This window comes from Streptomyces sp. NBC_00236, from assembly GCF_036195045.1.
In the GTDB taxonomy this organism is placed as follows: domain Bacteria; phylum Actinomycetota; class Actinomycetes; order Streptomycetales; family Streptomycetaceae; genus Streptomyces.
In genome coordinates, this window is the sequence record NZ_CP108100.1 from 7,292,552 (window position 1) to 7,318,700 (window position 26,149).

The 26,149-nt window shown below is 72.0% G+C and carries 23 protein-coding genes and 1 pseudogene; 15 read left to right on the top strand and 9 right to left on the bottom strand.

From position 1 onward, the window contains the following. Positions 1-92 precede the first annotated feature (92 nt). The 5 genes from ligA (at position 93) to OG446_RS32530 (ending at position 7,193) form a co-directional block, all read left to right on the top strand. Positions 93-2,183 carry an NAD-dependent DNA ligase LigA gene (ligA, locus tag OG446_RS32510; protein ID WP_389259639.1) on the top strand — a complete coding sequence of 697 codons (2,091 nt, stop codon included), beginning with the start codon at positions 93-95 and terminating at the stop codon, positions 2,181-2,183. Positions 2,184-2,436: 253 nt separating this feature from the next. Next, positions 2,437-3,276 carry a rod shape-determining protein gene (locus tag OG446_RS32515; RefSeq protein WP_328897370.1) on the top strand — a complete coding sequence of 280 codons (840 nt, stop codon included), beginning with the start codon at positions 2,437-2,439 and terminating at the stop codon, positions 3,274-3,276. Continuing rightward, the gene (locus tag OG446_RS32520) at positions 3,273-3,971 is read left to right on the top strand and encodes a hypothetical protein (protein ID WP_328897371.1); all 699 of its coding nucleotides are present in this window, start codon (positions 3,273-3,275) and stop codon (positions 3,969-3,971) included. Before OG446_RS32515 ends, OG446_RS32520 begins: the two co-directional genes overlap by 4 nt. Positions 3,972-4,027: 56 nt before the next feature. Further along, positions 4,028-6,307 (top strand): protein translocase subunit SecD, encoded by a 2,280-nt coding sequence (secD, locus tag OG446_RS32525; RefSeq protein WP_328897372.1) that lies wholly within the window; start codon positions 4,028-4,030, stop codon positions 6,305-6,307. A 142-nt stretch (positions 6,308-6,449) separates the two neighbouring features. Beyond that, complete coding sequence (locus tag OG446_RS32530; RefSeq protein ID WP_328898488.1) at positions 6,450-7,193, top strand: YoaK family protein; 744 nt, start codon at positions 6,450-6,452, stop codon at positions 7,191-7,193. Here the strand turns inward: OG446_RS32530 and OG446_RS32535 are convergent. After that, a complete protein-coding gene (locus tag OG446_RS32535; protein ID WP_328897373.1) occupies positions 7,183-7,992 on the bottom strand; it encodes a helix-turn-helix domain-containing protein in 810 nt (269 codons plus the stop codon). The genes OG446_RS32530 and OG446_RS32535 overlap by 11 nt on opposite strands. A gap of 60 nt (positions 7,993-8,052) precedes the next feature. On the opposite strand from OG446_RS32535, the gene OG446_RS32540 reads away from it, so the two are divergent. Further along, complete coding sequence (locus OG446_RS32540; protein ID WP_328897374.1) at positions 8,053-8,358, top strand: 4a-hydroxytetrahydrobiopterin dehydratase; 306 nt, start codon at positions 8,053-8,055, stop codon at positions 8,356-8,358. A 13-nt stretch (positions 8,359-8,371) separates the two neighbouring features. On the opposite strand, the gene OG446_RS32545 is transcribed toward OG446_RS32540, so the two are convergent. After that, on the bottom strand, positions 8,372-9,334 hold the full coding sequence (locus OG446_RS32545; protein ID WP_328897375.1) for a LysR family transcriptional regulator: 963 nt from the start codon (positions 9,332-9,334) through the stop codon (positions 8,372-8,374). Between the two features lie 225 nt (positions 9,335-9,559). On the opposite strand from OG446_RS32545, the gene OG446_RS32550 reads away from it, so the two are divergent. After that, positions 9,560-10,300 (top strand): class I SAM-dependent methyltransferase, encoded by a 741-nt coding sequence (locus OG446_RS32550; RefSeq protein WP_328897376.1) that lies wholly within the window; start codon positions 9,560-9,562, stop codon positions 10,298-10,300. A 29-nt stretch (positions 10,301-10,329) separates the two neighbouring features. Here OG446_RS32550 and OG446_RS32555 read toward each other — a convergent pair whose 3' ends face one another. Beyond that, entirely contained in the window at positions 10,330-11,196 is an 867-nt protein-coding gene (locus tag OG446_RS32555; RefSeq protein ID WP_328897377.1) for an NmrA family transcriptional regulator, read from the bottom strand. 81 nt (positions 11,197-11,277) lie between these two features. Here OG446_RS32555 and OG446_RS32560 point away from each other — a divergent pair, with 81 nt between their 5' ends. Then, on the top strand, positions 11,278-12,222 hold the full coding sequence (locus tag OG446_RS32560) for an AraC family transcriptional regulator (RefSeq protein WP_328897378.1): 945 nt from the start codon (positions 11,278-11,280) through the stop codon (positions 12,220-12,222). A 47-nt stretch (positions 12,223-12,269) separates the two neighbouring features. Further along, positions 12,270-13,202 (top strand): class I SAM-dependent methyltransferase, encoded by a 933-nt coding sequence (locus tag OG446_RS32565; protein WP_328897379.1) that lies wholly within the window; start codon positions 12,270-12,272, stop codon positions 13,200-13,202. Positions 13,203-13,212: 10 nt separating this feature from the next. On the opposite strand, the gene OG446_RS32570 is transcribed toward OG446_RS32565, so the two are convergent. The 4 genes from OG446_RS32570 to OG446_RS32585 all read right to left on the bottom strand — a co-directional run bounded on the left by OG446_RS32570 (position 13,213) and on the right by OG446_RS32585 (position 17,910). Further along, complete coding sequence (locus OG446_RS32570) at positions 13,213-13,695, bottom strand: RICIN domain-containing protein (protein WP_328897380.1); 483 nt, start codon at positions 13,693-13,695, stop codon at positions 13,213-13,215. A gap of 139 nt (positions 13,696-13,834) precedes the next feature. After that, entirely contained in the window at positions 13,835-14,671 is an 837-nt protein-coding gene (locus tag OG446_RS32575) for an aldo/keto reductase (RefSeq protein WP_328897381.1), read from the bottom strand. A gap of 191 nt (positions 14,672-14,862) precedes the next feature. After that, positions 14,863-16,662 carry an AMP-dependent synthetase/ligase gene (locus OG446_RS32580; RefSeq protein ID WP_328897382.1) on the bottom strand — a complete coding sequence of 600 codons (1,800 nt, stop codon included), beginning with the start codon at positions 16,660-16,662 and terminating at the stop codon, positions 14,863-14,865. 345 nt (positions 16,663-17,007) lie between these two features. Then, complete coding sequence (locus OG446_RS32585) at positions 17,008-17,910, bottom strand: LysR family transcriptional regulator (protein WP_328897383.1); 903 nt, start codon at positions 17,908-17,910, stop codon at positions 17,008-17,010. A 117-nt stretch (positions 17,911-18,027) separates the two neighbouring features. Between OG446_RS32585 and OG446_RS32590 the strand changes: the two genes are divergently transcribed. Continuing rightward, complete coding sequence (locus OG446_RS32590) at positions 18,028-19,053, top strand: bile acid:sodium symporter family protein (protein ID WP_328897384.1); 1,026 nt, start codon at positions 18,028-18,030, stop codon at positions 19,051-19,053. Between the two features lie 26 nt (positions 19,054-19,079). Here the strand turns inward: OG446_RS32590 and fdhD are convergent, their stop codons facing one another. Further along, entirely contained in the window at positions 19,080-19,928 is an 849-nt protein-coding gene (fdhD, locus tag OG446_RS32595) for a formate dehydrogenase accessory sulfurtransferase FdhD (RefSeq protein ID WP_328897385.1), read from the bottom strand. 5 nt (positions 19,929-19,933) lie between these two features. After that, positions 19,934-20,044, bottom strand: a pseudogene (locus OG446_RS32600) (2Fe-2S iron-sulfur cluster-binding protein); the annotation flags it as partial. A gap of 187 nt (positions 20,045-20,231) precedes the next feature. On the opposite strand from OG446_RS32600, the gene OG446_RS32605 reads away from it, so the two are divergent. The 5 genes from OG446_RS32605 (at position 20,232) to OG446_RS32625 (ending at position 26,135) form a co-directional block, all read left to right on the top strand. Further along, positions 20,232-21,182 (top strand): beta-ketoacyl-ACP synthase III, encoded by a 951-nt coding sequence (locus OG446_RS32605; RefSeq protein WP_328897386.1) that lies wholly within the window; start codon positions 20,232-20,234, stop codon positions 21,180-21,182. A gap of 64 nt (positions 21,183-21,246) precedes the next feature. Further along, positions 21,247-21,924, top strand: a complete 678-nt coding sequence (locus OG446_RS32610) for a GntR family transcriptional regulator (RefSeq protein ID WP_328897387.1) — start codon at positions 21,247-21,249, stop codon at positions 21,922-21,924. 221 nt (positions 21,925-22,145) lie between these two features. Further along, positions 22,146-23,327, top strand: a complete 1,182-nt coding sequence (locus OG446_RS32615) for an ROK family transcriptional regulator (RefSeq protein WP_328898489.1) — start codon at positions 22,146-22,148, stop codon at positions 23,325-23,327. 229 nt (positions 23,328-23,556) lie between these two features. After that, positions 23,557-25,089, top strand: a complete 1,533-nt coding sequence (locus tag OG446_RS32620) for a sugar ABC transporter ATP-binding protein (protein WP_328897388.1) — start codon at positions 23,557-23,559, stop codon at positions 25,087-25,089. Continuing rightward, positions 25,086-26,135: an ABC transporter permease gene (locus tag OG446_RS32625; RefSeq protein ID WP_328897389.1), complete on the top strand. Its 1,050-nt coding sequence runs from the start codon at positions 25,086-25,088 to the stop codon at positions 26,133-26,135. Before OG446_RS32620 ends, OG446_RS32625 begins: the two co-directional genes overlap by 4 nt. Positions 26,136-26,149: the final 14 nt, after the last annotated feature.

Below are 26,149 nucleotides of genomic sequence, written 5' to 3' on the forward strand. Positions count from 1 at the left end.
TAGGGGACGGGCGGTGCTCCGCGGCCGTCCCGGAGCGGGCCGCGGAGGTCATGACCAGGGCGTTGTCAGTGGTGGACGGCAGGATGGGGGTCATGACGAACTCAGCTGTTGTGCTCGCCGATACCGCCGCCTACGCCGCCGCGGTCGAAGAAGCGTCGCAGGCCGCCGCCGCGTACTACGCCACGGGCGAGAGCGCGCTCGACGACGATGCGTACGACCGGCTGGCGCGCGGGATCGCCGCATACGAACAGGACCACCCCCAGGACGTGCTGGCCGAGTCGCCGACCGGCAAGGTGGCCGGTGGCGTGGCGGTCGGGGACGTGCCGCACACGGTCCCGATGCTCTCCCTGGACAACGTCTTCTCGGCCGAGCAGTTCGCCACCTGGACCGCCTCGCTGGAGCGCCGGATCGGCCGGCCGGTCACCGCCTGGAGCGTCGAGCCCAAGCTCGACGGGCTCGCGGTCGCGGCCCGTTACCGCGCCGGCCGGCTGGAGCAGCTGATCACCCGTGGCGACGGCACGGCCGGGGAGGACGTGTCGCATGCGATCGGCACCGTCGTCGGACTGCCCCGGCAGCTCGCCGAGCCGGTCACGATCGAGATGCGCGGCGAGATCCTGATGACGGCCGAGCAGTTCGAGCAGGCCAACACGCTCCGCACGGAACACGGCGGCGCGCCTTTCGCCAACGCGCGCAACGGGGCGGCGGGCACTCTGCGCGCCAAGGACCGTGCCTACACGGTGGAGATGACGTTCTTTGCGTACGGCGCACTGGCGCTGCCCGACTCGGGGGAGCTCACCGCCACGCTGGCCGAGCTGCCCCACAGCGAGACCCTGGGATACGTGGCGGGCCTCGGTGTGCACACCGCGGCGGACACGGCAGTCGCGCCCCGCACCGTCGCCACCGTCGAGGACGTCCAGGCGCGCGTCGAGGAAGTCGCCTCCCTGCGCGCCTCGTTGCCTTTCGGTATCGACGGCATCGTCATCAAGGCGGACCTCGCCGCCGACCGGCGCGACGCCGGATCCGGCACCCGGGCACCGCGCTGGGCCATCGCGTACAAGCTGCCGGCCGTCGAGAAGGTGACCCGCCTGCTCGGCGTCGAGTGGAACGTGGGCCGTACCGGCATCATCGCGCCGCGCGCCGTGCTGGAGCCGGTCGAGATCGACGGATCGACCGTCAGCTACGCCACCCTGCACAACCCGGCCGACATCACCCGCCGCGATCTGCGGATCGGCGACCACGTGATGGTCTACAAGGCGGGCGACATCATTCCCCGCATCGAGGCCCCCGTCGCCCATCTGCGGACCGGTGACGAGCAGCCGGTCGTCTTCCCCGAGGCGTGCCCGCAGTGCGGATCCGAGATCGACACCAGCGAGCAGCGCTGGCGCTGTGTCCGGGGCCGCGACTGCCGCCTGGTGGCCTCCATCTCGTACGCGGCGGGGCGCGACCAGCTCGACATCGAGGGGCTCGGTGCGACCCGAGTGGTCCAGCTCGTCGACGCCGGACTGGTCGCCGACTTCGCCGACCTGTTCACCCTGGAGCGCGAGCAACTGCTCGCACTGGAGCGGATGGGCGAGACCAGTACCGACAACCTCCTGGCCGCGATCGACGCGGCGCGCGCCCAGCCGCTCTCCCGGGTCTTCTGCGCCCTCGGAGTACGGGGCACCGGGCGCTCCATGTCCCGGCGGATCGCGCGCTACTTCGCGGACATGGACCGGATCAGAGCCGCCGACATCGAGACGCTCCAGCGGGTCGACGGCATCGGCAAGGAGAAGGCCGCAGGCGTGGTCGCGGAGCTGGTGGAGCTGGCCCCGTTGATCGAGAAGCTGGTCGCCGCCGGGGTCACCATGACCGAGCCGGGCGCGACCCCGCCACCGGAGCCGGGCGAGGAGGGCGAGGCGGAAGAGGGCGGCAGCGCGGACGGGCGGCCGCTGGACGGGATGACCGTGGTGGTCACCGGAGCGATGACGGGGGCCCTGGAGAAGCTCTCGCGCAATCAGATGAACGAGCTGATCGAGCGCGCCGGCGGGAAGTCCTCCTCCAGCGTCTCCAAGCGCACGACACTTCTGGTGGCCGGCGAGAAGGCGGGGTCCAAGCGCACCAAGGCGGAGGACCTGGGCGTGCGGATCGCCGGCCCGGAGGAGTTCGCCGAACTGATCGCGGAGTTCCTGCCGTCCGGGGGGTGACGGCGCGAGGCCGCCGGACAGGGGGAGTCCGGCGGCCGGAGGGCCGGGCGGCCGCGGGTACGGAACCATTGCTGCTCCTACCGCGTTCCCCTGACACCACCCGGCACCACCCGACACCACCCCGTCCTTCGATTCGGTGTGGGAGTGGCTTTCTTTGCCTCCCTATTGCATAGTGAGGGTTCGGCCATGCCTCGCTATGTGCGGGTCAATGGGTGTGTGAACGGCCGCGTGAGCGGGCCGGGGGTGAGGGGCGATGCGTTCTTTGCGCGACGGACGGCGACAGGCTCGCCCCGTTCACCGGCACCAAGGGCATCAGCCGCAGCACCGGGGTCTCACCCGCGGTCTCGCGCTCGACCTCGGCAGTTCCCGCACGCGCGCCTGGATCCCCGGGCAGGGCGTCGTCGCGGACACCGGATCCGACCCCGCCGGTGACTACGGGCACAGCGGCCGTCCGGTCCGGCGCGGACGGATCATTGACGCGGAGTCCTGTGGCCGGATGCTCGGCCGGATCGCCGACACGGCGCTGGGCGCCGACCGCAGCGACACGGTGATCGTCCTCAGTCATCCCGTTCTCGCCGGACCCGGGCACCGCGCCGCCGCCCGGGACCTCCTCACCGCGCTCGGCCCGTCGAGCGTCATCGTCCTGGACAGCGCGAGGGCCGCCGCGGCCTGCGCCGGTCCGCAGGACGGCGGCCCGCTCCTCGTCGTCGACATCGGCGCCGACCTGACCGAGGTGACCCTCCTCGTCGACGGAAGGGTCCGTGACGCGCGCCTGGCCGAGACGGGGACCAGCGACCTGGAACCCGGTGAGGCACCCACCGCCGTCGTCCGGGCCGTCAGCGACATGGTCATGGGGATGTGGCACCAGGACCGGCACGGCGCGCTGCTCGGAGCCCTGCGCAGGGGCCCGTTGCTCGCCGGAGGCGGTGCGCTGCGCTCCGACGTCACCAACCGGATAGCGCTCCGTCTGGGCGTCCCCGTCCGGCTCACGGACGACCCGGCGACCACGGTCGTGCGCGGTGCCGGGCTGATCCTCAGCTCCGTGCTCCGCCACGCCTCGGCCGCACCGGCCCTGCCCGGCCGATCCGGGTGACACTCCCGGGGCCGCCCCCGGGGAGCGCGCCCCCCGGGAGCCGGCCGGACGCCCCGGCGCACCGCGGACGCACGGCCGCGGCACGGCAGTTCCTCGCCGCGCTGCTCCTCGCCGTTCTCGCCGTCGCAGGCGGCGCACCCGTGGCCGCCGGAACCGGGCTGCTCGTCCGCTCAGCGGCCGGACCGGCAGCCACGGCCGAAGGCCCGGCCGGAAGCCGGCCGTCCGCCGCCGACACCGACCGCTCCCGGCGTACGGACCGCGTGGCCGTGCGCACCCACCCGGCAGGCCGGACGCCGGGCGCCCGCGACATGCGCGATGCTCTCCGCCGCACCGGTGCCACCGCCGCGGGTGCCCACCGTCCCGGACCGGCAACGGGACCGCAGCCGGTGACGGGACCGCAGCCGGTGACGGGACCGCAGCCGGCACCCGGACCGCAGCCGTGGGCAGCCGCAGAGCATCCCCGCACCCCGCAGCACCTTCCCCCGCCCGGTCCCGGCACCCTGCCACCGCTCCCGCCCGGGATCCCGCTCCCGCACCCCGTCCCCCTTTCCGCGCCCGCCCCGCCCTCCGTGGCCGCCGAGCGTTTCCGCGCGGCGCTTCCCGGCGTACGCGGGCCTCCGAGGGCCGCCGTCCACCGGCCCGGGGACCGCTCACCGGTCCCGATCCCCAACACCGTGCCGCTTCCGCCGTCCTGACGCCCTTCGCGGCGACCGGGGAGGGGCGGTGCGGCCGCCCCTCGGAGGAATCACGCATGACCCGCGCCACCACGGTGCGGGCAGTTCTGGCTGCGGCCGTGCTGCTCGTCTCCGTGCTCATCACGCTGACCATGTCCCCCAGACTCGGCCTCGATCTCCAGGGCGGCACCCGCATGGTGCTGCAGGCCAAGGACTCCGACACCGCGAAGGCCGACCGGGAGAGCACCGACCGCACCCTGGAAGTGCTGCGCAAGCGCATCGACTCGCTCGGTGTCACGGAGCCGACCCTGACCCGTTCCGGCGAGGACCGGATCATCGTCGAACTCCCGGACGTCCAGGACCCGCGCAAGGCCGCCGACGTCATCGGCAAGACCGCCCAGCTCACGTTCCACGCCGTCCAGGGCCCCGGCGACCCGGCCGGCGGTGGAACGGCGCTCCCCGACGAGGAGGGCCGCACCCTCGCGCTCGGCCCCGCCGCGATCTCGGGCGCGGGAGTCAAGGAGGCATCCGCCGCGTTCGACGCCCAGCAGGGGGCGGGGTGGTCCGTCTCCCTCGACTTCCACAAGGACGCCGGCCGGGACTGGACCCGGCTGACCGGGGACGCGGCCTGTCACCCCGTCCAGGACGAACGGCGCCGCGTCGCCATCGTCCTCGACAAGAAGGTGATCTCCTCGCCACAGGTCTCCCCGACCGTCGCCTGCAACACCGGACTGCCTTCCGGATCCACCCAGATCACCGGCTCCTTCAGCGCCGACGAGGCCCGTGAACTCGCCCTGCTGATCCAGGGCGGAGCGCTGCCCGTGCCCGTCGAGATCGTCGAGCAGCGGACGGTCGGCCCGACGCTCGGCGCCGACGCCATCGACGCCAGTGCCCGTGCCGCCGTCATCGGGGCCGCGGCCACGGCGCTGTTCATCACCGTCGTCTACCGGCTCTTCGGCGCCCTCGCCGCCGTGGCCCTCGGCGCCTACGGGGTGATCTCGTACGCCGCTCTGGTCGCACTCGGCGTCACCCTCACCCTGCCCGGACTGGCCGGGTTCGTCCTGGCCATCGGGATGGCGGTCGACGCGAACGTGCTGGTCTTCGAACGGGCCAGAGAGGAACACGCGCTGCGCCCGGGCAAGTCGCTGCGCACCTCGCTCACCGCCGGGTTCCGGCACGCCTGGAGTGCCGTCGCCGACTCCAACGTGACGACGCTCATCGCGGCGGGCCTGCTCTTCTTCCTCGGATCGGGACCGGTCAAGGGCTTCGGCGTGACCCTGGGCATCGGCGTCCTCGCGTCGATGTTCTCCGCGCTCGTCATCGCCCGCGCCCTCACCGAGACGGCGGCCCGTTCGCGGTTCGTCAGTGACTACCGGGGCGTCAACGGCATCGCCAGTCCGGGCCGGGTCCGGACCTGGATCAACCGCCGTGATCCGCAGCTGATGCGTACCCCCCGGCGCTGGCTGCTCATCTCCGCCGCCCTGATCGCGGTCGCCGTGGCGGGCATCCTGGTACGCGGCGTCAACCTGGGCGTCGAGTTCACCGGCGGCCGTCTCGTCGAGTACTCCACCAGCCGCCCCGTCGACGTGGAGAGCGCGCGCGCCGCGCTCGCCGGTGCGGGGTTCGGCGACGCCGAAGTCACCACGGCGGGCGCCGGCGACATCTCCGTGCGCACCGGAGACCTCGACAACCACGACGAGTACGCCCTGCGCGCCGCCCTCGCCGAGGAAGGCGGCGAGACCACCAAGGTGCGCGACGAACTCATCGGGCCCAGCCTGGGCGACGAACTGCGGCGCAACGCCCTGATCGCCCTGGCCATCGCGGTGCTCGTCCAACTGGGCTATCTGGCGATCAGGTTCCGCTGGACGTTCGCCGTCGCCTCCGTCGGGGCGCTCGTCCACGACGTCGTCATTCTCGTCGGGGCCTTCGCCTGGCTGGGACGCACCGTCGACGGCATCTTCCTGGCCGCGCTCCTCACCGTCATCGGGTACTCGGTCAACGACTCCGTCGTGGTGTTCGACCGGGTCAGGGAGCTGTGGGCGAAGGCACGCAGAAAGCCGTTGTCCGAAGTGGCGAACCGGGCTGTCCTGCAGACCGTCCCCAGAACCGTCAACACCGGTATGGGCGCCCTGTTCATCCTCGTCGCACTGGCGGTGCTGGGCGGAGACTCCCTCGCGGACTTCGCCCTCGCCCTGCTGATCGGCATCGTGGTGGGTACGTACTCGTCGGTCATGACGGCCGTCCCTGCCGCCCTCCTCCTGGAGCGCGGCAGCAAGGCCCCGCCGCCCGCGCACACCCCGCGCAAGATGTCCGGGGCCGGGCGCCGGCATCCGCTCGACAACGGGGCGCGTGTGTAGCTCCGCGCTCTGCAGGGCCGTCGTCCCTGCGCCGTTCGGGCGGCGCAGGGACGACGCGCCCCGGCCGCGCCCGTCGCGGGGGACACGACGGGACCATCCTGATCAACCGTCCCGCGATCGGAGCGCGCCCGTGCCGATGCCCGTGCCCGTAGTGCTGCGTGAGGCATGGGCCACCCTCGTACCGGACATGAACGACCGGCACGGGCCGTTGCCGCCGCTGATGCTCGCCCTGACCGTCGTCACCGGGCTGGTCGACGCCGTCAGCTATCTGGAACTGGGCCGGGTATTCGTCGCGAACATGACCGGGAACGTGGTCTTCGCCGGGTTCGCCTTCGCCGGAGCTCCCGGATTCTCCCTGGTCGCCTCGTTCGTCGCGCTCGGCGGGTTCGTGGCCGGGGCGGTGACCGGGGGACGGTTCGTCCACCGGTCCCACGCACACCGCGGTCGCATGCTGCTCCACGCACTGTGTGCGGAGACGGTGTGCGTCCTGGCCGCTCTCGTCGTCACGCTCGTCTCGGGCGGTCCGTACACCGGCGGTGTGCGCTTCACCCTCATCGCGCTGCTCGCCCTGGGCCTCGGCCTGCAGAACGCCGTCGCGCGGGCACTCGCCGTCCCCGACCTCAAGACGACCGTGCTCACGCTGACCATCACCGGAATCGCCTCCGACGGACGGCTCGCCGGAGGGCCGGGCGGCAAGGCGGGCCGCCGGGTCCTCTCGGCGGCCGCCATGCTGGCCGGAGCTCTCGTCGGCGCCATGGGCGTCCTGCACGGACACCCGGTCCTGCCGCTGGTGCTGGCCGTGGTGATCCTCGCCGTGGCCTGCCTGGCCGCCTGCGTCCTGGCCCGGGCGGACGCCCCGTGGACCCGGCCCGTCGTCAGTCGATGAGCGACCGCAGATGTGCGGCGGTGGCCGCGTCCGCCGGCAGCAGCGTCTCGATGGCCAGTTCCGCGACCGTCACGTCCATCGGGGTGTTGAACGTGGCGATGGAGGCGACGAAGGAGAGCACCTGTTCTCCGTGCTCGATCACCAGGGGCAGGGCGAAGGGCACCGAGGACGACGGCGCGCACCGGTCCGCCTCACCCGCCGCCCCGTCCGGTACGGGATAGCCCGCGACCTCCTCGTACAGCGCACGCAGCTCCGCCGAACGGACCAGCGCGATCTGACGCTCCATCTGGGCCAGCAGATCGGCCCGCCACTCCCGCAGATTGAGGATGCGCGGGGCCAGGCCCTCCGGGTGCAGGGTGAGCCGCATCGCGTTCAGCGGCGGGGCGAGCAGATGATCCGCCACCCCGTCCAGCATCCGGGTCATCCCCTGATTGGCCGCCACCACGGTGTACAGGCCGTCGACGACGAACGCCGGGTACGGGTCGTACCCTTGGAGGAGCCGCTCCAGGCCCTCCCGCAGCGCGCCCATCGCCGGGTCGTCGAGAGCGGTCTCCGTGAAGCGCGGGGCGTAACCGGCTACCACCAGAAGGGCGTTGCGTTCCCGCACCGGCACCTCCAGATGGCCGGCCAGCCGCAGGACCATCTCCTCGCTGGGGCGGGAGCGGCCCGTCTCGATGAAGGAAATGTGCCGGGCCGAGGAGTCGGCCCGCAGTGCCAGCTCCAGCTGGCTGATCCGGCGCCGCTCCCGCCAGCTGCGCAGCAGCGGCCCTACCCCCGTGTCAAGCGCGACAGTTGTCATACCGAGACCGTAACGTCACCGGCATCGTCGACCGAACCCCGCTAGTGAGGGAGCCACCGCATGCCCGCCGCACCACTGCCGAAGGACGAGATCGAGCGCCGGCTGCGCGACCTGCCCGGCTGGACGCTGGAAGGGGACCGGATCACCCGCACCTACCGGCTCCCGTCGCATTTCGCCGCCGCCGCACTCACCGTGCACGTCGCCCGGATCCAGGACGAGCTGAATCACCACTCCGACCTGACGCTCGGATACAACACCGTCGCCCTGTCCGTGAACTCCCACGACGCGGGCGGCAGGGTCACCGAGAAGGACCTGGCCCTGGCCGCCGCGGTCGAGGACGTCGCCCCCGGACACGGCGCGGAGTAGGCCCGCCAGGCGGTCAGGACGCGGCACCGAAGCGGGGGTGCGCGGCGAGCCAGCGTGTGTAGCTGTCGCTGCGTTCCACCGCCTGGGCGTACGCCGCCCGGGTGTACCCGCTCACCGCTCCGGCCGCCGCCGACGCGGCAGCGGACCGGGGGTGCCAGCCCAGCAGATGGCGCCAGCTGAGCGGCGAGCCGGTCACCGGACGGGTCACCACGCCCGGCGTCGGCGGGAACGTCGCCCGGCACAGTCCGACCGCCCGGCCCACCTGCACCAGATGGACGACGGACGCGGTGTCCGTCTCGTACACCGACACCGGGCTGAAGCCGGCCCGTGCGCAGGCGGCCACGAAGCAGTCCGCGAAACAGCCGTCGCCGGGCACATCGACCCAGCACTCGTCGGCCAGCGCGGAAAGCTCCAGTTCGGCCTCGCCGGCCAGCGGGTGGCCCTCCGGCAGCATCACGAAGACCGGGTCGACTCCGATGACCTGCCACTCCAGCCGGTCGGCGGCCGGCGGCGGACTCTCGCCGCACGCCCCGATGAGGACGAAGTCCAGTCGGCCGTCAACCAGTTGAGAGGCCAGTTCGGTCACCGACCAGGCGGTGTACGTGGACACCGGAGCCGTCGGGTGTGCCGCGGCCAGCCGGTCGACGAGCCCGCCGAGCAGCGGTCCGTGCGTGCCGCCCAGCCGGAACCGCTCCATGGCACCCCACGCGTTGGCGAACCGCACCGCCTCCTCCTGGAGCTCGCTGACCGCGGGCAGTACCACCCGCGCCCGCTCCAGCACCAGTTCGCCCAACAGCGTCGGCCGCGCACCCGTGTGGTCCCGGTCGAACAACGGGCCGCCCAGCGCCTTCTCGATCCGCCGCAGCTGCGCACTCAGCGCAGGCTGGGCGAGCCCGAGCGCGGCGGCCGCCTTGGTGAGGCTCCCGGTGTCGGCGATGGCACGTACCGTTCGCAGATGGCGCAACTCCAGCTCCATAACCGCAAGTTATGGCCCAGTTTGCCCGCTGGCAATCGGGACCGGGTGATTCGGCGGTCCGGCTTCGCCGACCGGGCATGTCTCGATGACGGCAGGACCCGCGGTTCGGCCGGATCGTGGACAGGCCCGCAGCTCTGTCCGAGGGCCGGCTGTCGCGCTCGGCCGCACCGGCCCGGCCCGGATGTTCGCCGTAGCACGCCTGCACCGTGTTCTAGAGTCGTTCGAATGCTGAACTACGACGACGAGGCTGCCGTCTACGACGCCACGCGCGGTGGCGTGCCCCGGGCGGAGGCGGCCGCGGATGCGGTGCTCGGCTTGGTCCCGCCCGCCGCCCGCACCCTGCTCGACATCGGCTGCGGTACGGGGATCGTCACCGAGCGCATCGCCGGTGGCCGACCCGGCCTGCGAGTGCTCGGCTCCGACGCCGCCCACGGCATGGCCCGGCTCGCGCGGCAGCGGGTCGCCGGTGTGGTGCTCGCAGACGCGCGCCGGCTGCCGCTGCCCGATGCGGTGGTCGACGCGGTGACGGCCGTCTGGCTGCTGCATCTGCTGCGCGAGGAGGGCGCCGCGCGAGCGGTGGTGGCGCAGGCGGCCCGGGTGCTGCGGCCCGGCGGCGTGTTCGTCACCACGGTCGACAAGGACGCGGGGCACGACGTCGGCAGTGACATCGACGAGGCGTTCGCCCCATACCTCGCGCCGACCCCGTCCGACGGTACGGAGCGGATCATCGAGTTCGGCGCCGCGCACGGCCTCGACGTGGTGGGCAGTGCCGTGTTCCGGGGGCACGGCCAGGGACGGACCCCGCTGAGCGCCGCCCGCGGGGTGCGGCGCGGCTACTACGCCTCGCGCCTCGCCCTGCCAGGCGAGGCGGCCGGGCAACTGGTCCGGATCCTGGCCGCCCTGCCCGGACCCGACCGCCGGCGCGCGGACCCGCAGTACCGGCTGCTGGCGTTCCGCCGCCGGTAGCCCACGGCCGGCGGCGCCCCACCATCGCCCTACGCGTCCCAGGCGCCGTCCCGCGCCGCCTCGGCGGCGAACGCGGCGAACGGCTTCGGGTCGCGGCCCAGAGCCTGCTTGACCCCGTCGGTCACCGGCGCGTTGTGCCCGTCCAGCAGAAACGTGAACAGCCCGGCGAGGAACCCCGCTTCGGCCTCCGGGACCCCGTACTGCTGGAGCATCGCCGCGTACTGAGGACCCGTCACCGCGACGTAGCGCACCTCGCGCCCCGTCGCGCCGGTGAGTTCGGCGGCGGCCTCGGCGAAGGTCAGCGCCCGGGGGCCGGTCAGTTCATGGACCGTGCCCCCGCCGCCGTCCCCGCAGAGCGCCGCGACGACCACATCGGCCAGGTCGTCGACGTCCACGAACGGCTCTGCGGATCCGCCCGCGGGGAACACCACCTCACCGCTCAGCACCCCGTCGAGCAGTGCACCCTCGCTGAAGTTCTGCGCGAAGAACGCCGAGCGCACGACCGTGAGTTCGGCATCGCCCGCAGCCGCGCGCAACGCCTCCTCCGCCACCACTGCCTGGGGTTCGCCCCGCCCCGAGAGCAGCACCAGCCGGCGCACGCCGCAGTGTCGGGCGATCTCCCCGAAGGTACTCATCGCCTCCGGCGCGCCGGGCGCCGCGAGATCGGGGTAGTACGCGACGTACGCCGCGTCCGCGCCGCGCAGCGCGGCCTCCCACCCGGACGGGTCCGCCCAGTCGAACGGCACCTCGCCGCTGCGCGATCCGGCCCGCACCGGCACCCCGCGCGCCGCCAGCCGCTCGGCCACCCGGCCGCCCGTCTTGCCGGTCCCGCTCGTCACCAGTACCGGGCGCGCGGCGGGGACTTCCTGCTTCTGGTTCTCCGTGTTCCGTGTCATGGCTCAAGACTCTCCGCCCAGCCCCGCGCGCTCCATCCCCGAGCCGCTCAGCTCCCTACGCGTACGTCTACGCTGCCCTCCATGGACGCACTCGCGGGACTGCTGGACGGGCCGCGGGCCCGGGGCGCCTTTCTGCTGCGGATGGTGATGGAGCCGCCCTGGTCCGTACGGATCGAGGACCGGGCCCCGCTCTGTCTGATGTCCGTGACAGCCGGCGAGGCATGGATCGTTCCCGTCGCGGGCGCCGAACCCGTGCTGCTGCGCCCGGGAGACCGGGCCGTCGCGCGCGGACCGGAGCCGTACACCGTCGCGGACCTGCCGGACACCGCACCCCGCGCGCGGATCGGCCCCGGCGGCACCTGCACCACCCTGCACGGGGAGCCGCTGGCGCAGTCGATGGACCTGGGGGTGCGTACCTGGGGCAACGCACGGGACGGTTCGACGACCGTGCTCGTCGGCACGTACCTGCTGGAGGGCGAGATCAGCGGACGGCTGCTCGACGCGCTGCCCCCGCTGCTCGTCCTGCCCTCCGCCGGCCGGCCGGGACCGCTGCCGGCACTGCTCGACGACGAGATCGCGCGGGACGAGCCGGGTCAGAGCGTGGTCCTGGACCGCCTGCTGGACCTCCTGCTGATCGACGCCCTGCGCACCTGGTTCTCCCGGCCGGGCGCGGAGGCCCCGGCCTGGTACCGGGCCATGGGGGACCCCGTCGTCGGCCTGGCGCTGAGGCTGCTCCAGAACGAACCCGCCCACCCCTGGACGGTGGCAGCGCTGGCCGCCCGGGCCGGGGTCTCCAGGGCCGGGCTGGCCCGGCGCTTCACCGAGCTCGTGGGGGAGCCCCCGATGGCCTATCTGACCGGCTGGCGCCTGGCCGTCGCGGCGGATCTGCTCCGTGAGACGGACGCCACCGTCGAGGCGGTGGCCCACCAGGTCGGATACAGCCAGGCGTTCGCCTTCAGCACCGCCTTCAAACGCGTCCGCGGGGTCAGCCCGCAGGACTACCGGAAAGGCGGCGGCTTGCCGTAACGGCAACAAAGTTTGCGCCCCGGCCGCGCCGTGGTGACGCTGTTCCCATGAGCAACCACACCGGACACCGCCACCACGACGCCGGCCATGCGCACGATCACCAGCACGGCGGCACGCAGGGACACCACCACGGACCCAGCGACCCCGACTGGGACGTCATGGGCCCGCTGCTGGAACAGAACGCCGAACTCAGCAGCGAGCAGTACACGCAGGCGGCCCGCTGGATCGCCGGCCTGCCCGACGCACCGAAGGTGCGCAGGGTCCTGGACATCGGCAGCGGGCCCGGCGTGATCTCCTGTCTGCTGGCCGAGGCGTTCCCCGACGCGGAGGTCGTCGCGGTCGACGGCACCCCGGCCCTGCTGGAGCGCACCCGCGCCCGCGCCGAACGGCTCGGGCTCGGGGACCGGGTCGCCACCCTGCACGCCGAACTCCCCGGCGAGCTCGCGGGGCTGGGGCGGGCGGACCTGATCTGGGCGGGCAACACCCTGCACCACATGGGCGATCAGCGCGCGGTGCTGGCCGGCTTCGCCGCCCTGCTGAACCCCGGCGGGACCGTCGCGCTCGTCGAGGGCGGGCTGCAGCCGCGTCAGCTCCCGCGCGACCTCGGCTTCGGCCGGCCCGGCCTGGAGGCCAGGATGGAGGCGGTGCAGGCCGAGCTCTTCGAGGAGATGCGGGCGGACCTGCCCGAGGCGCGGCGGGAGAACGAGGACTGGGCCGCCCTCTTCACCGCGGTGGGCCTCGCCCCGCAGGGCACCCGCAGCTTCCTGCTCGATCTGCCGGCACCGCTGGGCGACGTGGCGCGTGAGCACGTCGTGGCCGAACTCACCCGCCGCCGCGACGGGCTGCGCGACCGGCTCGCCGCCGACGACATCGCGGTGCTGGACCGGCTGCTCGACCCCGAGGACCCGGCCGGACTGCACCGGCGCCCCGACACCTACCTGCTGCTGGCCCGCACGGTCCACCTGGGCCGTCGCGCCTGAGCGGGAGAGCTCACGGGGAAGCCGTGCCCGACACCGGCTCCAGCCGCCACCACTGGCCGGGGGAGTCGGTGTCCTCCCACTGCTGGACGGGCGCCGCCTTCGCCGTACTGCCGTCGGCGACCTCCAGGACCAGTCCGCTGACGAAGCTCACCAGCGTCACCGTGCCGGGTGCCTCCAGGTGCCGTTCGACCAGCCACTCCTGGGCGCCGAAGTTGTTCGCCCGCCACTGCTGGATCACCGCCCCGTTCTCCGTGGAGGCTCCGCGCACGTCGAGCCGTTTGCCGCTGTGGGCGTTGACCACGTGGTGCAGCGCCGCGCCCTCGTGGACGGGGGTGAACTCCCAGTGCTGGGCGGCCGATCCGTCGGCGTCGTTCTGCTGCACCGGTGCGCCGCCGCCCTTCGCGGCGTCCCGCACCTCCAGCACGAGCCCGCTGCCCACGTTGCGCAGCCGGTAAAGGCCTGCCCCGACAACGGGAGCGGTGTCCCCGGCCATCTCCGGTCCCTTCGTGCAGCTCGCGCTGTGTATGTGTTGTTCGTACGTCTGGTACGCCGTGCACGCCTTGTGCGCCTCGTACGGCGAAACCGCCGCCCGGCTCCGGGCCGGGCGGCGGTCACAGGGAAATCGGCGGTGGTTACGCGCCGGCGTTGAACTCGCCCGGGTTCGGGCCGAGCCGCTTGCCCTCGTCCAGCGCCGCGAACGCGGCCAGGTCGTCGGCGTCCAGCTCGAAGCCGAACACGTCGATGTTCTCCGCGATCCGCGACGGGGTCACGGACTTGGGGATCACCACGTTGCCCGTCTGGAGGTGCCAGCGCAGCACCGCCTGGGCGGGCGTGCGGCCGTGCTTCTGCGCGACCGCGACGACCGTCGGGACCTCCAGGAGGCCCTTGCCCGAACCGAGCGGGGACCACGCCTCGGTCGCGATGCCGTGCCGGGCGTGCAGCGCACGCGACTCGGCCTGCTGGAGCTGCGGGTGCAGCTCGATCTGGTTGAGGGCCGGCACCACGGAGGTCTCGCCCAGCAGGCGCTCCAGGTGCTCGGGGAGGAAGTTCGACACACCGATGGCCTTCGCGCGGCCGTCGGCGTAGATCTTCTCGAACGCCCGGTACGTGTCGACGTAGGCGTCCTTGGCCGGCACCGGCCAGTGGATCAGGTACAGGTCGACGTAGTCGAGGCCGAGCTTGTCGAGGGAGGCGTCGAAGGCGCGCAGCGTCGCGTCGTAGCCCTGCTCCGAGTTCCACAGCTTCGTGGTGACGAAGAGCTCCTCGCGGGCGACACCGGAGGCCGTGATCGCCTTTCCGGTGCCCACCTCGTTCTGGTAGATCGCGGCGGTGTCGATGCTGCGGTACCCGGACTCGATGGCCGTGGCGACCGCCGCCGTGGCCTCGTCGTCCGGCACCTGCCAGACTCCGAAACCGAGCTGCGGCATCTCGACGCCGTTGTTGAGGGTGAGGGAGGGGACCTGGCTCACGAGCGGTCGATCCTAACGTTGTGGGGTGGGACTCCCAGGGTGAACGATCAAGGCGGCCCGCACATTCCCGCAGGCGCGCCGTTCTCACCGGAAACCGTACTCCTGCGACGTGCCGCAGGAGCGGCACGCGCACCGAGCCGCAGGTACCGTCCGCGCGGCGCCTCCCCGAGCCGCGCACCGGCCGGGCCCGGTCAGCGGTAGAGCGCGTCCACCTCGGAGGCGTACGCCGTCTCGATCGCCTTGCGCTTGAGCTTCAGCGACGGTGTCAGCAGGCCGTGCTCCTCGGTGAACTGGTGGGCCAGGATCCGGAACGTACGGATCGACTCGGCCTGGGAGACCGCCGTGTTCGCGGCCACCACCGCGCGCCGTACCTCCATCTCCAGGTCCGGGTCCCGCACCAGTTCTCCCGGGGTCAGCGCCTGCCGCCCCTGCATCGCGAGCCAGTGCTCCACGGACTCCTGGTCGACGGTGACCAGCGCCGCGATGTACGGCCGGTCGTTGCCGACGACGATGCACTGCGCCACCAGCGGATGGGCCCGTACCCGCTCCTCCAGGCCGGCGGGCGAGACGCTCTTGCCGCCGGACGTCACCAGGATCTCCTTCTTGCGCCCGGTGATCGTCAGATAGCCGTCCTCGTCCAGCGCGCCCAGGTCGCCGGTGGCCAGCCAGCCGTCATTGAGGACCGCGGCCGTGGCCTTCGGAGCGCCCAGGTAGCCGCCGAACACATTGGCGCCGTACACCCACACCTCGCCGTCGTCGGCGATGTGCACGCTCGTGCCGGGGATCGGCTGCCCCACCGTGCCGTACCGGGTGCGCTCCGGGGGGTTGGCCGTGGCCGCGGCCGTCGTCTCGGTCAGGCCGTACCCCTCGTACACGGTGACGCCCGCGCCCGCGAAGAACAGCCCGAGCTGCCGGTCCATCCCCGAACCGCCCGACATGGCGTGCCGGATCCGGCCCCCCATCGCCTCGCGCACCTTCTTGTACACGACCTTGTCGAAGAACTGGTGCTGCATCCGCAGCCCGGCGGAGGGGCCGGGACCGGTGCCGAACGCCCGCGCCTCCATCGCCTCCGCGTACTTCACCGCGATGTCGACGGCCTTGTCGAAGGGACCGATCCGCCCCTCCGCCTCGGCCTTGCGCCGGGCACCGTTGAAGACCTTCTCGAAGATGTACGGCACCGCCAGGATGAACGTGGGGCGGAACGTCACCAGGTCCGGCATGAGCGCCTTCGCCGACAGCTCCGGCTGGTGCCCCAGCTTCACCCGGCCGCGGATCGCCGCGACCTCCACCATCCGCCCGAAGACGTGCGCCAGCGGAAGGAAGAGCAGCGTCGCCGCCTCGTCACCCGGCTTGGAGTGGAAGACCGACTCCCAGCGGGACGCCATCGTCTCCGTCTCGAACATGAAGTTGGCGTGCGTGATCACGCAGCCCTTCGGGCGTCCCGTGGTGCCCGAGGTGTAGATGACGGTGGCCACCGACTCGGGGGTCACCGCGCGCCGGTGCCGGTGCACGACCTCGTCCTCGACATGGGCGCCGGCCTCGACGAGCTCGCTCACCGCTCCGGCGTCGATCTGCCACAGCCGCTTCAGCTGCGGCAGCCGGTCGATCACCGACGCGATCGTCATCGAGTGGTCCTCGTGCTCGACCATGACCGCCGACACCTCGGCGTCGTGCAGCATCCACAGGACCTGTTCGGCCGACGACGTCGGATAGACCGGCACGGACTGGGCGCCCACCGACCACAGGGCGAAGTCGAAGAGGGTCCACTCGTACCGTGTGCGCGACATCAGTGCGACCCGGTCGCCGAACCGCACGCCGTGCGCGATGAGCCCCTTGGCCAACGCCAGCACCTCGTCACGGAATGTCGCCGAGGTGACGTCCCGCCAGCGTCCGTCCGCACCTTTCCGGCCGAGCGCGACCCGGTGCGGATCCTCGTCGGCGTAGTCGAACACGACATCGGCGAGCCCGCCTACGTGGGGCGCGGCCGCCATGGGTGGGACAGTGAACTCACGCAATGACCTGCTCCTTGTGGCGCTCCGCACAGCGCCGTGACGCTACCCCACCGGACGCCGCGCCGGGAGTGGCGGGAGCGGCCCGTACCAGGTTCGACATGCACGGGTCAGGTGGTGAAATCAGGCCAGATGGGCAAGGCCCGGGCACGCTTCTGACCACGGAGTAAGTGGCTCGCGCGGGAATCTCCACCGAATCTGTACGCCGCGATCACGCGGTTGTGTACGGATACAGGTGATTCACCCGTCATTGCCGGGTCGGCCCGGAGCGGGTCGCCTGGGGGCGTGCCGCCGCGTCCCGTTCATTCTCCCCCTCCCCGCACCCCGTCATGCGCGGTCCTGCGGACCGATCACGCCCACACCGCCGCGCGGACGGATCAGCCGGTCGCCGCCCGCCAGGACTGCCGCGGCCAGTGCGTCCGCCGCCTGCTGCGCCCCGCCCCGCCGCCGCCCGTGCAGGAGGACGAAGTCCACGTCGCCGAGGTCCGGCAGCCCCGCCCTGGCCGGTACCGGAACGAGCCCCGGCGGGACCAGACCGCGACTGTGCGCCATCACTCCCAGTCCCGCGTGGGCGGCGGCGATCAGCCCGCTGAGGCTGCCGCTCGTGCAGGCGACCCGCCATGAGCGGCCCTGCTCCTCCAGTACCTCCAGTGCGCGGGCCCGCGTGATGCCGGGCGGCGGGAAGAGGACCAGCGGTACCGGCCCGTCCGGGTCGATCCGCAGCCGCGGCGCACCGATCCAGACCAGTGCGTCCTGCCAGACGAGCTCCCCGTGGGTGTCCCCGGTCCGCCGTTTGGCGAGCACCAGGTCGAGACGGCCCGCGGCCAGCTGCTGGTGCAGCGTCCCCGACAGCTCGACGGTCAGCTCCAGCTCGACCTCCGGATGGTCGCGGCGGAACGACTGGAGGATCTCCGGCAGCCGGGTCAGCACGAAGTCCTCCGAGGCCCCGAAGCGCAGCCGCCCGCGCAGCCGCGTACCGGTGAAGAACGCCGACGCCCGTTCGTGCGCCTCCAGGATCGTCCGCGCGAAGCCGAGCATCGCCTCGCCGTCCACCGTGAGATCGACCCGGTGGGTGTCCCGGGTGAACAGCTGACGCCCGGTCGCGTCCTCCAGCCGCCGCACGTGCTGGCTGACCGTGGACTGCCGCACCCCGAGCCGGCGCGCGGCCGCGGTGAAGCTGAGGGTCTGGGCGACGGCGAGGAAGGTGCGCAACTGCGCCGGGTCGTACATGGCGCCACGCTATCGCGAACCGTGATGACAGTCAGAGCGGTATACGGGATTCCCGATACGGGTGATCGGGCGCAGGATGGTGGGCGCACGCTTCTGAACGAGAGACACGTGGAGCACATGAGCCGCCGAACCCCGCGATTGCCGTCCTGGCTGCCGGTCGACCCGTACATCATGGCGTTGATCGGCACCGTCGTACTGGCGGCCCTGCTGCCGGCCTCGGGCACCGCGGCCGATGTGGCGGGCGGAGCCTCCACCGGGGCGGTCGCGTTCCTGTTCTTCCTCTACGGCGCCCGGCTCTCCACCGCCGAAGCCGTCGAAGGCCTCAAGCACTGGCGGCTCCACCTCACCGTCCTGGCCTGCACGTTCGTCGTCTTCCCGCTGCTGGGCCTGGCGAGCCGGGGGCTGGTGCCGTACGTCCTGACACCTCAGCTGCAGAGTGGTCTCCTCTTCCTCTGCCTCGTCCCCTCGACCATCCAGTCGTCGATCGCCTTCACCTCGATCGCCCGCGGCAACGTGCCCGCCGCGATCTGTGCGGGCTCCTTCTCCTCGATCGCCGGCATCTTCGTCACCCCGCTGCTCGCGGCGGCGCTCCTCGGCAACAACGGTGGCGGCTTCTCCGCGGACGCCCTGGTGAGGATCGGCGTCCAGTTGCTGCTGCCGTTCCTCGCGGGACAGCTGCTGCGCCGCTGGATCGGTGGCTTCCTGACCCGCCACAAGAAGGTCCTGGGCCTCGTCGACCGGGGCTCGATCCTGCTGGTCGTCTACACCGCGTTCAGCGAGGGCATGGTCGCGGGCATCTGGCACCAGGTCACCCCGGCCCGGCTCGGTGCCCTGCTGGCCGTCGAAGCGGTGCTGCTGGCCGCCATGCTCTCGCTGAGCTGGTACGGGGCGAAGCGGCTCGGCTTCGGGCGCGAGGACCGCATCTCGATCCAGTTCGCCGGCTCGAAGAAGAGCCTCGCCTCGGGACTGCCGATGGCCAGTGTCCTGTTCGGCGCCCAGGCGAGCCTCGCCGTGCTGCCGTTGATGCTCTTCCACCAGATGCAGCTCATGGTGTGCGCCGTGATCGCGAAGCGTCGGGCCCGGGATCCCCTGGAGGACACCTCCGGCAGTGCGGAGTCGCGGGAGACCGCCCCGGTGGGCTGAGTGGCCGGGCACGGCCACCGGGCGCCTCAGCCCTGGACGGCCGGCTCCTCCAGCGCGATGCGGTGCTCTCCCGCGTACACGTTCATGGAGGGCCCCCGCAGGAATCCGACCAGGGTCAGTCCTGTCTCGGCCGCCAGGTCGACCGCCAGGGACGACGGCGCCGAGACGGCCGCCAGCATCGGGATACCGGCCATCACCGCCTTCTGTGCGAGCTCGAACGACGCCCGGCCCGAGACCAGCAGGATCGCCCGGGACAGCGGCAGCCGGCCGTCGGTCAGGGCCCGCCCGACCAGCTTGTCGACCGCGTTGTGCCGGCCGACGTCCTCCCGTATGTCGATGAGCTCGCCCGTTTCGGAGAACAGCGCCGCCGCGTGCAGGCCCCCGGTCCGGTCGAAGACCCGCTGCGAGGCGCGCAGCCGGTCGGGGAGGGCGGCCAGCAGCTCGGGTGCGACCCGGACCGGGGGAGTGTCGGCGACCGGGTGCCGGGTCGTGGTGCGGACCGCGTCCAGGCTGGCCTTGCCGCACAGACCGCAGGACGACGTCGTGTAGACGTTGCGCTCCAGCGTGATGTCGGGGACCACGACGCCGGGCGCGAGTTTCACGTCCACCACGTTGTACGTGTTCACCCCGTCGGCCGTCGCCCCGGCGCAGTACACGATCGACTGCACCTCGGAGCCCTCACCGATCACGCCCTCACTCACCAGGAAGCCGGCCGCGAGCGCGAAGTCGTCGCCCGGGGTGCGCATGGTGATGGCGAGCGGCTTGCCGTTCAGCCGGATCTCCAGGGGCTCCTCGGCGACGAGGGTGTCCGGGCGGGTGGAGACGGCTCCGTCCCGGATGCGGAGGGTGCGGCGGCGCTCGGTGACCCGTCCCATGACAGTCAGCCCCGATTCTGTGCGTGAGGGAAGCCGAAACGGCCCTTGATGCAGAGGATGCCGTGATCACGGGTCCCGTGCGGCGAGGTGACCTCGACGATGTCATTGTCCTGCACGAGCGGGGGGTCGGCAGCACCCTGAAGTCGACAGAATTCTGCCTACAGTATGCCGATGCCTCGGCCGGGGCTGTTGTCAAGCCTCCAACCTCCGGGCGGTATTCCTGTGGGATCACGTGCCCTTGTACCGGACGGTAGCGACCAAGACTGGATGGTTCCTGCCATATGTAGCGAGGGGAACCTGAATATGACCGGCTCACGTGTCGTGGCGCTCGGCCACTATCAGCCCGCCAAGGTGCTCACCAACCATGATCTGGCGGCCATGGTCGACACCAGTGACGAGTGGATCACCAGCCGCGTCGGCATCAAGACCCGGCACCTCGGCGGCCCCGACGAGCCGGTGGACGAGCTGGCGGCGCACGCGGCGGCCAAGGCGCTCGCCGCCGCAGGCCTCCAGCCGTCCGACATCGATCTGGTCCTGGTGGCCACGTCCACCGCGATCGACCGCTCGCCCAGCATGTCGGCCAGGGTCGCAGCACGCCTCGGCATGTCCTCGCCCGCGGTGATGGACATCAACGTGGTCTGTTCGGGTTTCACCCACGCCCTCGCCACCGCCGACCACGCCGTCCGGGCGGGGGCCGCCACGCGTGCGCTCGTGATCGGCGCCGACAAGATGGGTGACATCGTCGACTGGACCGACCGCTCCAGCTGTGTGCTGATGGGCGACGGCGCCGGTGCCGCGGTCGTGGTCGCCGACTCCGGGGCGGCCGGCTCGCCCGGGATCGGGCCGGTCCTGTGGGGTTCCGTGCCGGGGATGGGGGACGCGGTACGGATCGAGGGCACACCGCCCCGCTTCGCCCAGGAGGGGCAGTCCGTCTACCGCTGGGCCACCACCCAGCTGCCGCCCATCGCGCGCAAGGTGTGCGAGAAGGCGGGGATCACCCCCGAGGATCTCGCCGCGGTGGTGCTGCATCAGGCCAATCTGAGGATCATCGAACCCGTCGCCCGGAAGATCGGTGCCGTCAACGCGGTCATCGCCCGGGATGTGGTGGATTCCGGCAATACGTCCGCGGCCTCGATCCCGATGGCCCTGTCCAAACTGGTGGAGCGGGGCGAGGTCGCCACCGGTGCTCCGGCGCTGCTTTTCGGCTTCGGCGGGAACCTGAGCTACGCGGGACAGGTCATCCGCTGTCCCTGAGGAACGGTGAGATCGGTAGACTGTAGACGATAAGCAATTGCTCGTCGCCCGGAGGGGGACCGCGATGTTGTCCACAGGACTGCCGCAGGGGGCTGTGCCGAAGCTGGAACGGCCCGGTCCGCTGCGCGAGCGCGTCTACGAGGCGCTGCTCGAACTCATCACCACCCGGGCGCTCCGTCCCGGCCAGCATCTGGTCGAGAGCGAGCTGGCCGGGCATCTGGGCGTGTCCCGGCAGCCGGTGCGTGAGGCGTTGCAACGGCTCAACACCGAGGGATGGGTCGATCTGCGTCCCGCCCAGGGTGCGTTCGTCCACGAGCCCACGGAGCAGGAGGCGGACCAGCTGCTCTCGGTCCGTATGCTCCTGGAGGCCGAGGCCGCCCGGCTCGCGGCAGCCCACTCCACCCCGGCGGGCATCGCCGCGCTGGAGGAGCTCTGCACCAAGGGTGAACGGGCCGTCGCCGACGACGACGTGGACCTGGCGGTGGCGACCAACGCCGCCTTCCACGCCAAGGTCATGGAGCTGGCCGGCAATGTCGTCCTCGCCGAACTGGCCGGGCAGGTGGACCGACGGGTCCGCTGGTACTACACCCCCGTCGCCCGGCAGCGCGGTACGCAGTCCTGGATCGAGCACCGTTCCCTGATCGCCGCTATCTCCTCGCACGACGAGCAGCGTGCGACGGCGGTCATGCGGGCCCACACCGAGCACACCCGCCAGACGTACCACCAGCGCGAAGAGGCGTAGAACCTCACCGCTCACGTCCTCGATCGCCGGCGCCGCCGCGGTCGGGGACGTTTCCATGTCCCGGCCCGGCGGACGGGCCCGGCATCCCCCTTTGTCCTCAGGGTGGAGAAAGTTGTAGCGGATTCCTGCGCAACTTCTTCCCACTCCCGGCAACCGCTGCTACGTTCCCCTCCAAAGCCCGACGGACAGGCCGATGTGGCGGGGAGGGGCGCGTGAGACGAATGACGGCACGACCCGCGAATGCGCATCAGGCGCGACTGCTCCGGCTGTTGCGCGACGGCGGGCCCAACTCACGGGCACAGCTGGGGGATCAGGTCGATCTCTCCCGCTCCAAGCTCGCCGTCGAGGTGGACAGACTGCTGGAGACCGGCCTTGTCGTGGCCGACGGACTCGCCGCATCCCGCGGCGGGCGTCGCTCGCACAACATCCGGCTCGCCCCGGCGCTGCGCTTCCTCGGCGTCGACATCGGCGCCACCTCGGTCGATGTGGCGGTCACCAACGCGGAACTGGAGGTCCTGGGGCACCTCAACCACCCCATGGACGTACGCGAAGGCCCCGTCGCCATCTTCGAGCAGGTGCTGTCCATGGCGGCCAAGCTCCGGGCCTCCGGGCTCGCCGAAGGGTTCGACGGCGCGGGCATCGGCGTACCGGGACCGGTCCGCTTCCCCGAAGGCATCCCGGTCGCACCGCCGATCATGCCCGGCTGGGACGGCTTCCCGGTCCGCGAGGCGCTCAGCCAGGAACTGGGCTGCCCCGTCATGGTCGACAACGACGTGAACCTGATGGCGATGGGGGAGCAGCACGCGGGCGTCGCCCGCTCCGTGGGCGACTTCCTGTGCATCAAGATCGGCACCGGTATCGGCTGCGGCATCGTCGTCGGCGGAGAGGTCCACCGCGGTACGACGGGCAGCGCCGGCGACATCGGCCACATCCAGGTCGAACCCGACGGCCGTCCCTGTGCCTGCGGCAACCGGGGCTGCCTGGAAGCACACTTCAGCGGCGCCGCACTGGCCCGCGACGCCGAGGACGCGGCCCGTGCCGGTCAGTCCCTGGAGCTCGCGGCCCGGCTGGAGGCGTCAGGCAAACTCACCGCCGCCGACGTCGCCGCCGCCGCGGCCGCCGGCGACCCCACCTCGCTCGACCTGATCCGCGAAGGCGGCAACCGGGTCGGACAGGTCATCGCAGGACTCGTCAGCTTCTTCAACCCCGGTCTGGTGGTGATCGGCGGCGGGGTGACCGGACTGGGCCACACGCTGCTGGCCAGCGTCCGGACCCAGGTCTACCGGCAGTCCCTGCCGCTGGCCACCGGAAACCTCCCGATCGTGCTGGGCGAGCTGGGACCCGCAGCCGGAGTCATCGGCGCGGCCAGGCTCATCAGCGACCACCTCTTCTCACCCGCCTGATCCTTCACCTGCCTGTTCCCGCACCTTCCTGACCTCGTACGATCCCGCACCCGCCCCACCCTTCACCGGCCCGCATCGAGGCCCGACGGCACCAAGGCACCGCCCCGCGCTCAGGCCGGGGTCCGGGGAACACCCCCGGGACCGCACTGCGCCCTGCCCGCTCACCGGCCCTTCCCCTGCTTCCGGACTCGCCCGCGCAGGGGCACCCCATCCGCCGAGGGGATTTGTCATGGCTCCAGAACCACCGCTGCTCACCATGTCCGGCATCACCAAGTCCTTCCCCGGTGTGCGCGCCCTCGACGGCGTGGACCTGGAGGTCCAGGCCGGCGAAGTCCACTGCCTCCTCGGCCAGAACGGCGCCGGCAAGTCCACGCTCATCAAGGTCCTCGCCGGGGCCCACCAGCCCGACGACGGCGAGATCACCTGGTGCGGCGCACCTGCCGTACTCAAGTCGCCCATCACCGCGATGCGTCTCGGGATCGCCACCATCTACCAGGAACTCGACCTGGTCGAGGGGCTGTCGGTCGCCGAGAACGTCTTCCTGGGCCATGAACCCACCAGCGCCGGCTTCGTCGTCCGTACCCGCGAAGGCCGTACGTCGGCGGCCGCCCTGCTGAAACGGCTCGGCCACCCGGAGATCGACCCGGCCCGCGCGGTCGGTGAACTCTCCGCGGCCCAGCAGCAGATCGTGTCCATGGCCCGGGCGCTCTCCCACGACGTACGCCTCATCGTGATGGACGAGCCGTCAGCCGCCCTCGACCCCGACGAGGTCGACAACCTCTTCAGGATCGTCGCCTCGCTGACCGCGGACGGAGTCGCCGTCGTCTACATCTCGCACCGCCTGGAGGAGATCCGCCGGATCGGCGACCGGGTGACCGTGCTCAAGGACGGTCGGGCCGTGGCGGTCGGACTCCCCGCCGAGTCCACACCTACACGCGACATCGTTGCCATGATGACGGGCCGCAACGTCGAGTACGTCTTCCCGCCCCGGCCCGAAGCCGCCCCCGAGGACGGCAGGCCCGTGCCCGCTCCGGTCCTCACGGTCCAAGGCCTCACCCGGAAGGGCGAGTTCGACCCCGTCGACCTGGAGTTGAGGCCCGGCGAGATCGTGGGCCTCGCCGGACTCGTCGGCTCGGGACGCTCCGAGATCCTGGAGACCATCTACGGCGCCCGCAAGGCCACCGCCGGACGGGTCACGGTCGCGGGCAGGCCGCTGCGGTCGGGCAGCGTACGCGCCGCCGTCGCCGCCGGCATCGGCCTCGCCCCCGAGGAACGCAAGGCACAGGCCCTGCTGATGCTCGAATCCGTCACCCGCAATGTCTCCGTGTCCTCCATGTCCCGCTTCTCCAGGGCAGGTTGGGTCGACCGGGGAGCCGAACGCAAGGCGGCCCGCTCCGCCACCCGCGAACTCTCCCTGCGCCCCGACAACCCGGACACCCCCGTTCGCACGCTCTCCGGCGGCAACCAGCAGAAGGCGGTCCTCGCCCGCTGGCTGCTGCGCGGCTGCCGGGTGCTGCTGCTCGACGAACCGACCCGCGGAGTGGACGTCGGCGCCCGCGCCGAGCTCTACGCCGTGATCCGCCGGCTGGCCGACGAAGGCCTCGCCGTTCTGCTCGTCTCCAGCGAAGTGCCCGAAGTCCTGGGCCTCGCCGACCGGGTGCTGGTCCTCCGTGAAGGGCGCGTCGTCCATACGGCGGACGCCGGGGAGCTCGACGAGCACCGCGTACTCGACCTCGTGATGGAAGGGAGCCCGACGTCATGACGCAGCCCGTCTCCTCGGCGCAGCAGAGCGGGCCGGACAAGGGCGCCGTGCCCGTGTCCGTCCCCGCGTCCCCGAAGAAGGACCGGCCCCCGCGTGCCTTCGGGCTGCGCGCGGACGTCCGCAACCTCTCCCTGCTCGGCGTCCTCGCCGCACTGATAGTCGTCGGCGGCATCACCGAACCCGACAGCTTCCTGGACACCGGGAACCTCCAGCTCATCCTGACCCAGGCGTCCGTCATCGGCGTCGTCACCGTCGGCATGACCTTCGTCATCATCGGCGGCGGCATCGACCTGTCCGTCGGCGCCATGGTCGCCCTCGCCTCCGTCTGGGCGACGACGCTCGCCACCCAGGACTTCGGCTTCGCGGGCATCCTCTTCACCGCCGTCCTGGTCGGCCTCGGCGCCGGACTCGTCAACGGTGTGCTGATCGCGTACGGCAGGCTGGTGCCGTTCATCGCGACGCTGGCGATGCTCGCGTCCGCCCGCGGACTGGCGCTGAACATCACGGACGGCAAGACGCAGATCGTCACCGTCAAGTCGGTCCTCGACCTGGGACTGCCGGACGCGTACGTCCTCGGTATCCCTCCGCTGGTCATGATGTTCGCCGTGGTCACCGTCGTCGGCTGGCTGGTGCTGAACCGTACGACCTTCGGCCGGCGCACGGTCGCCGTCGGCGGCAACGCGGAAGCGGCCCGGCTGGCCGGGATCGACGTACGCCGGCAGCGGCTCTACCTCTACCTGCTGTCCGGGCTGTGCTGCGGCATCGCCGCCTTCATGCTGATCATCCTGTCCGGCTCCGGCCAGAACACCAACGGCAACCTGTACGAACTCGACGCCATCGCCGCCGCGATCATCGGAGGCACCCTGCTCAGCGGCGGCCGCGGCACCATCGTCGGCTCCGTCCTGGGTGTCCTCGTCTTCACCACGATCACCAACATCTTCGCGCTCAACAACCTGCAGAGCGATGTCCAGCAGATCGCCAAGGGCGCGATCATCGTCGCCGCCGTCCTCGTCCAGCGCCGGACGTCGGCCCACGGAGAGACCTGACCCTCCGTCTCCAC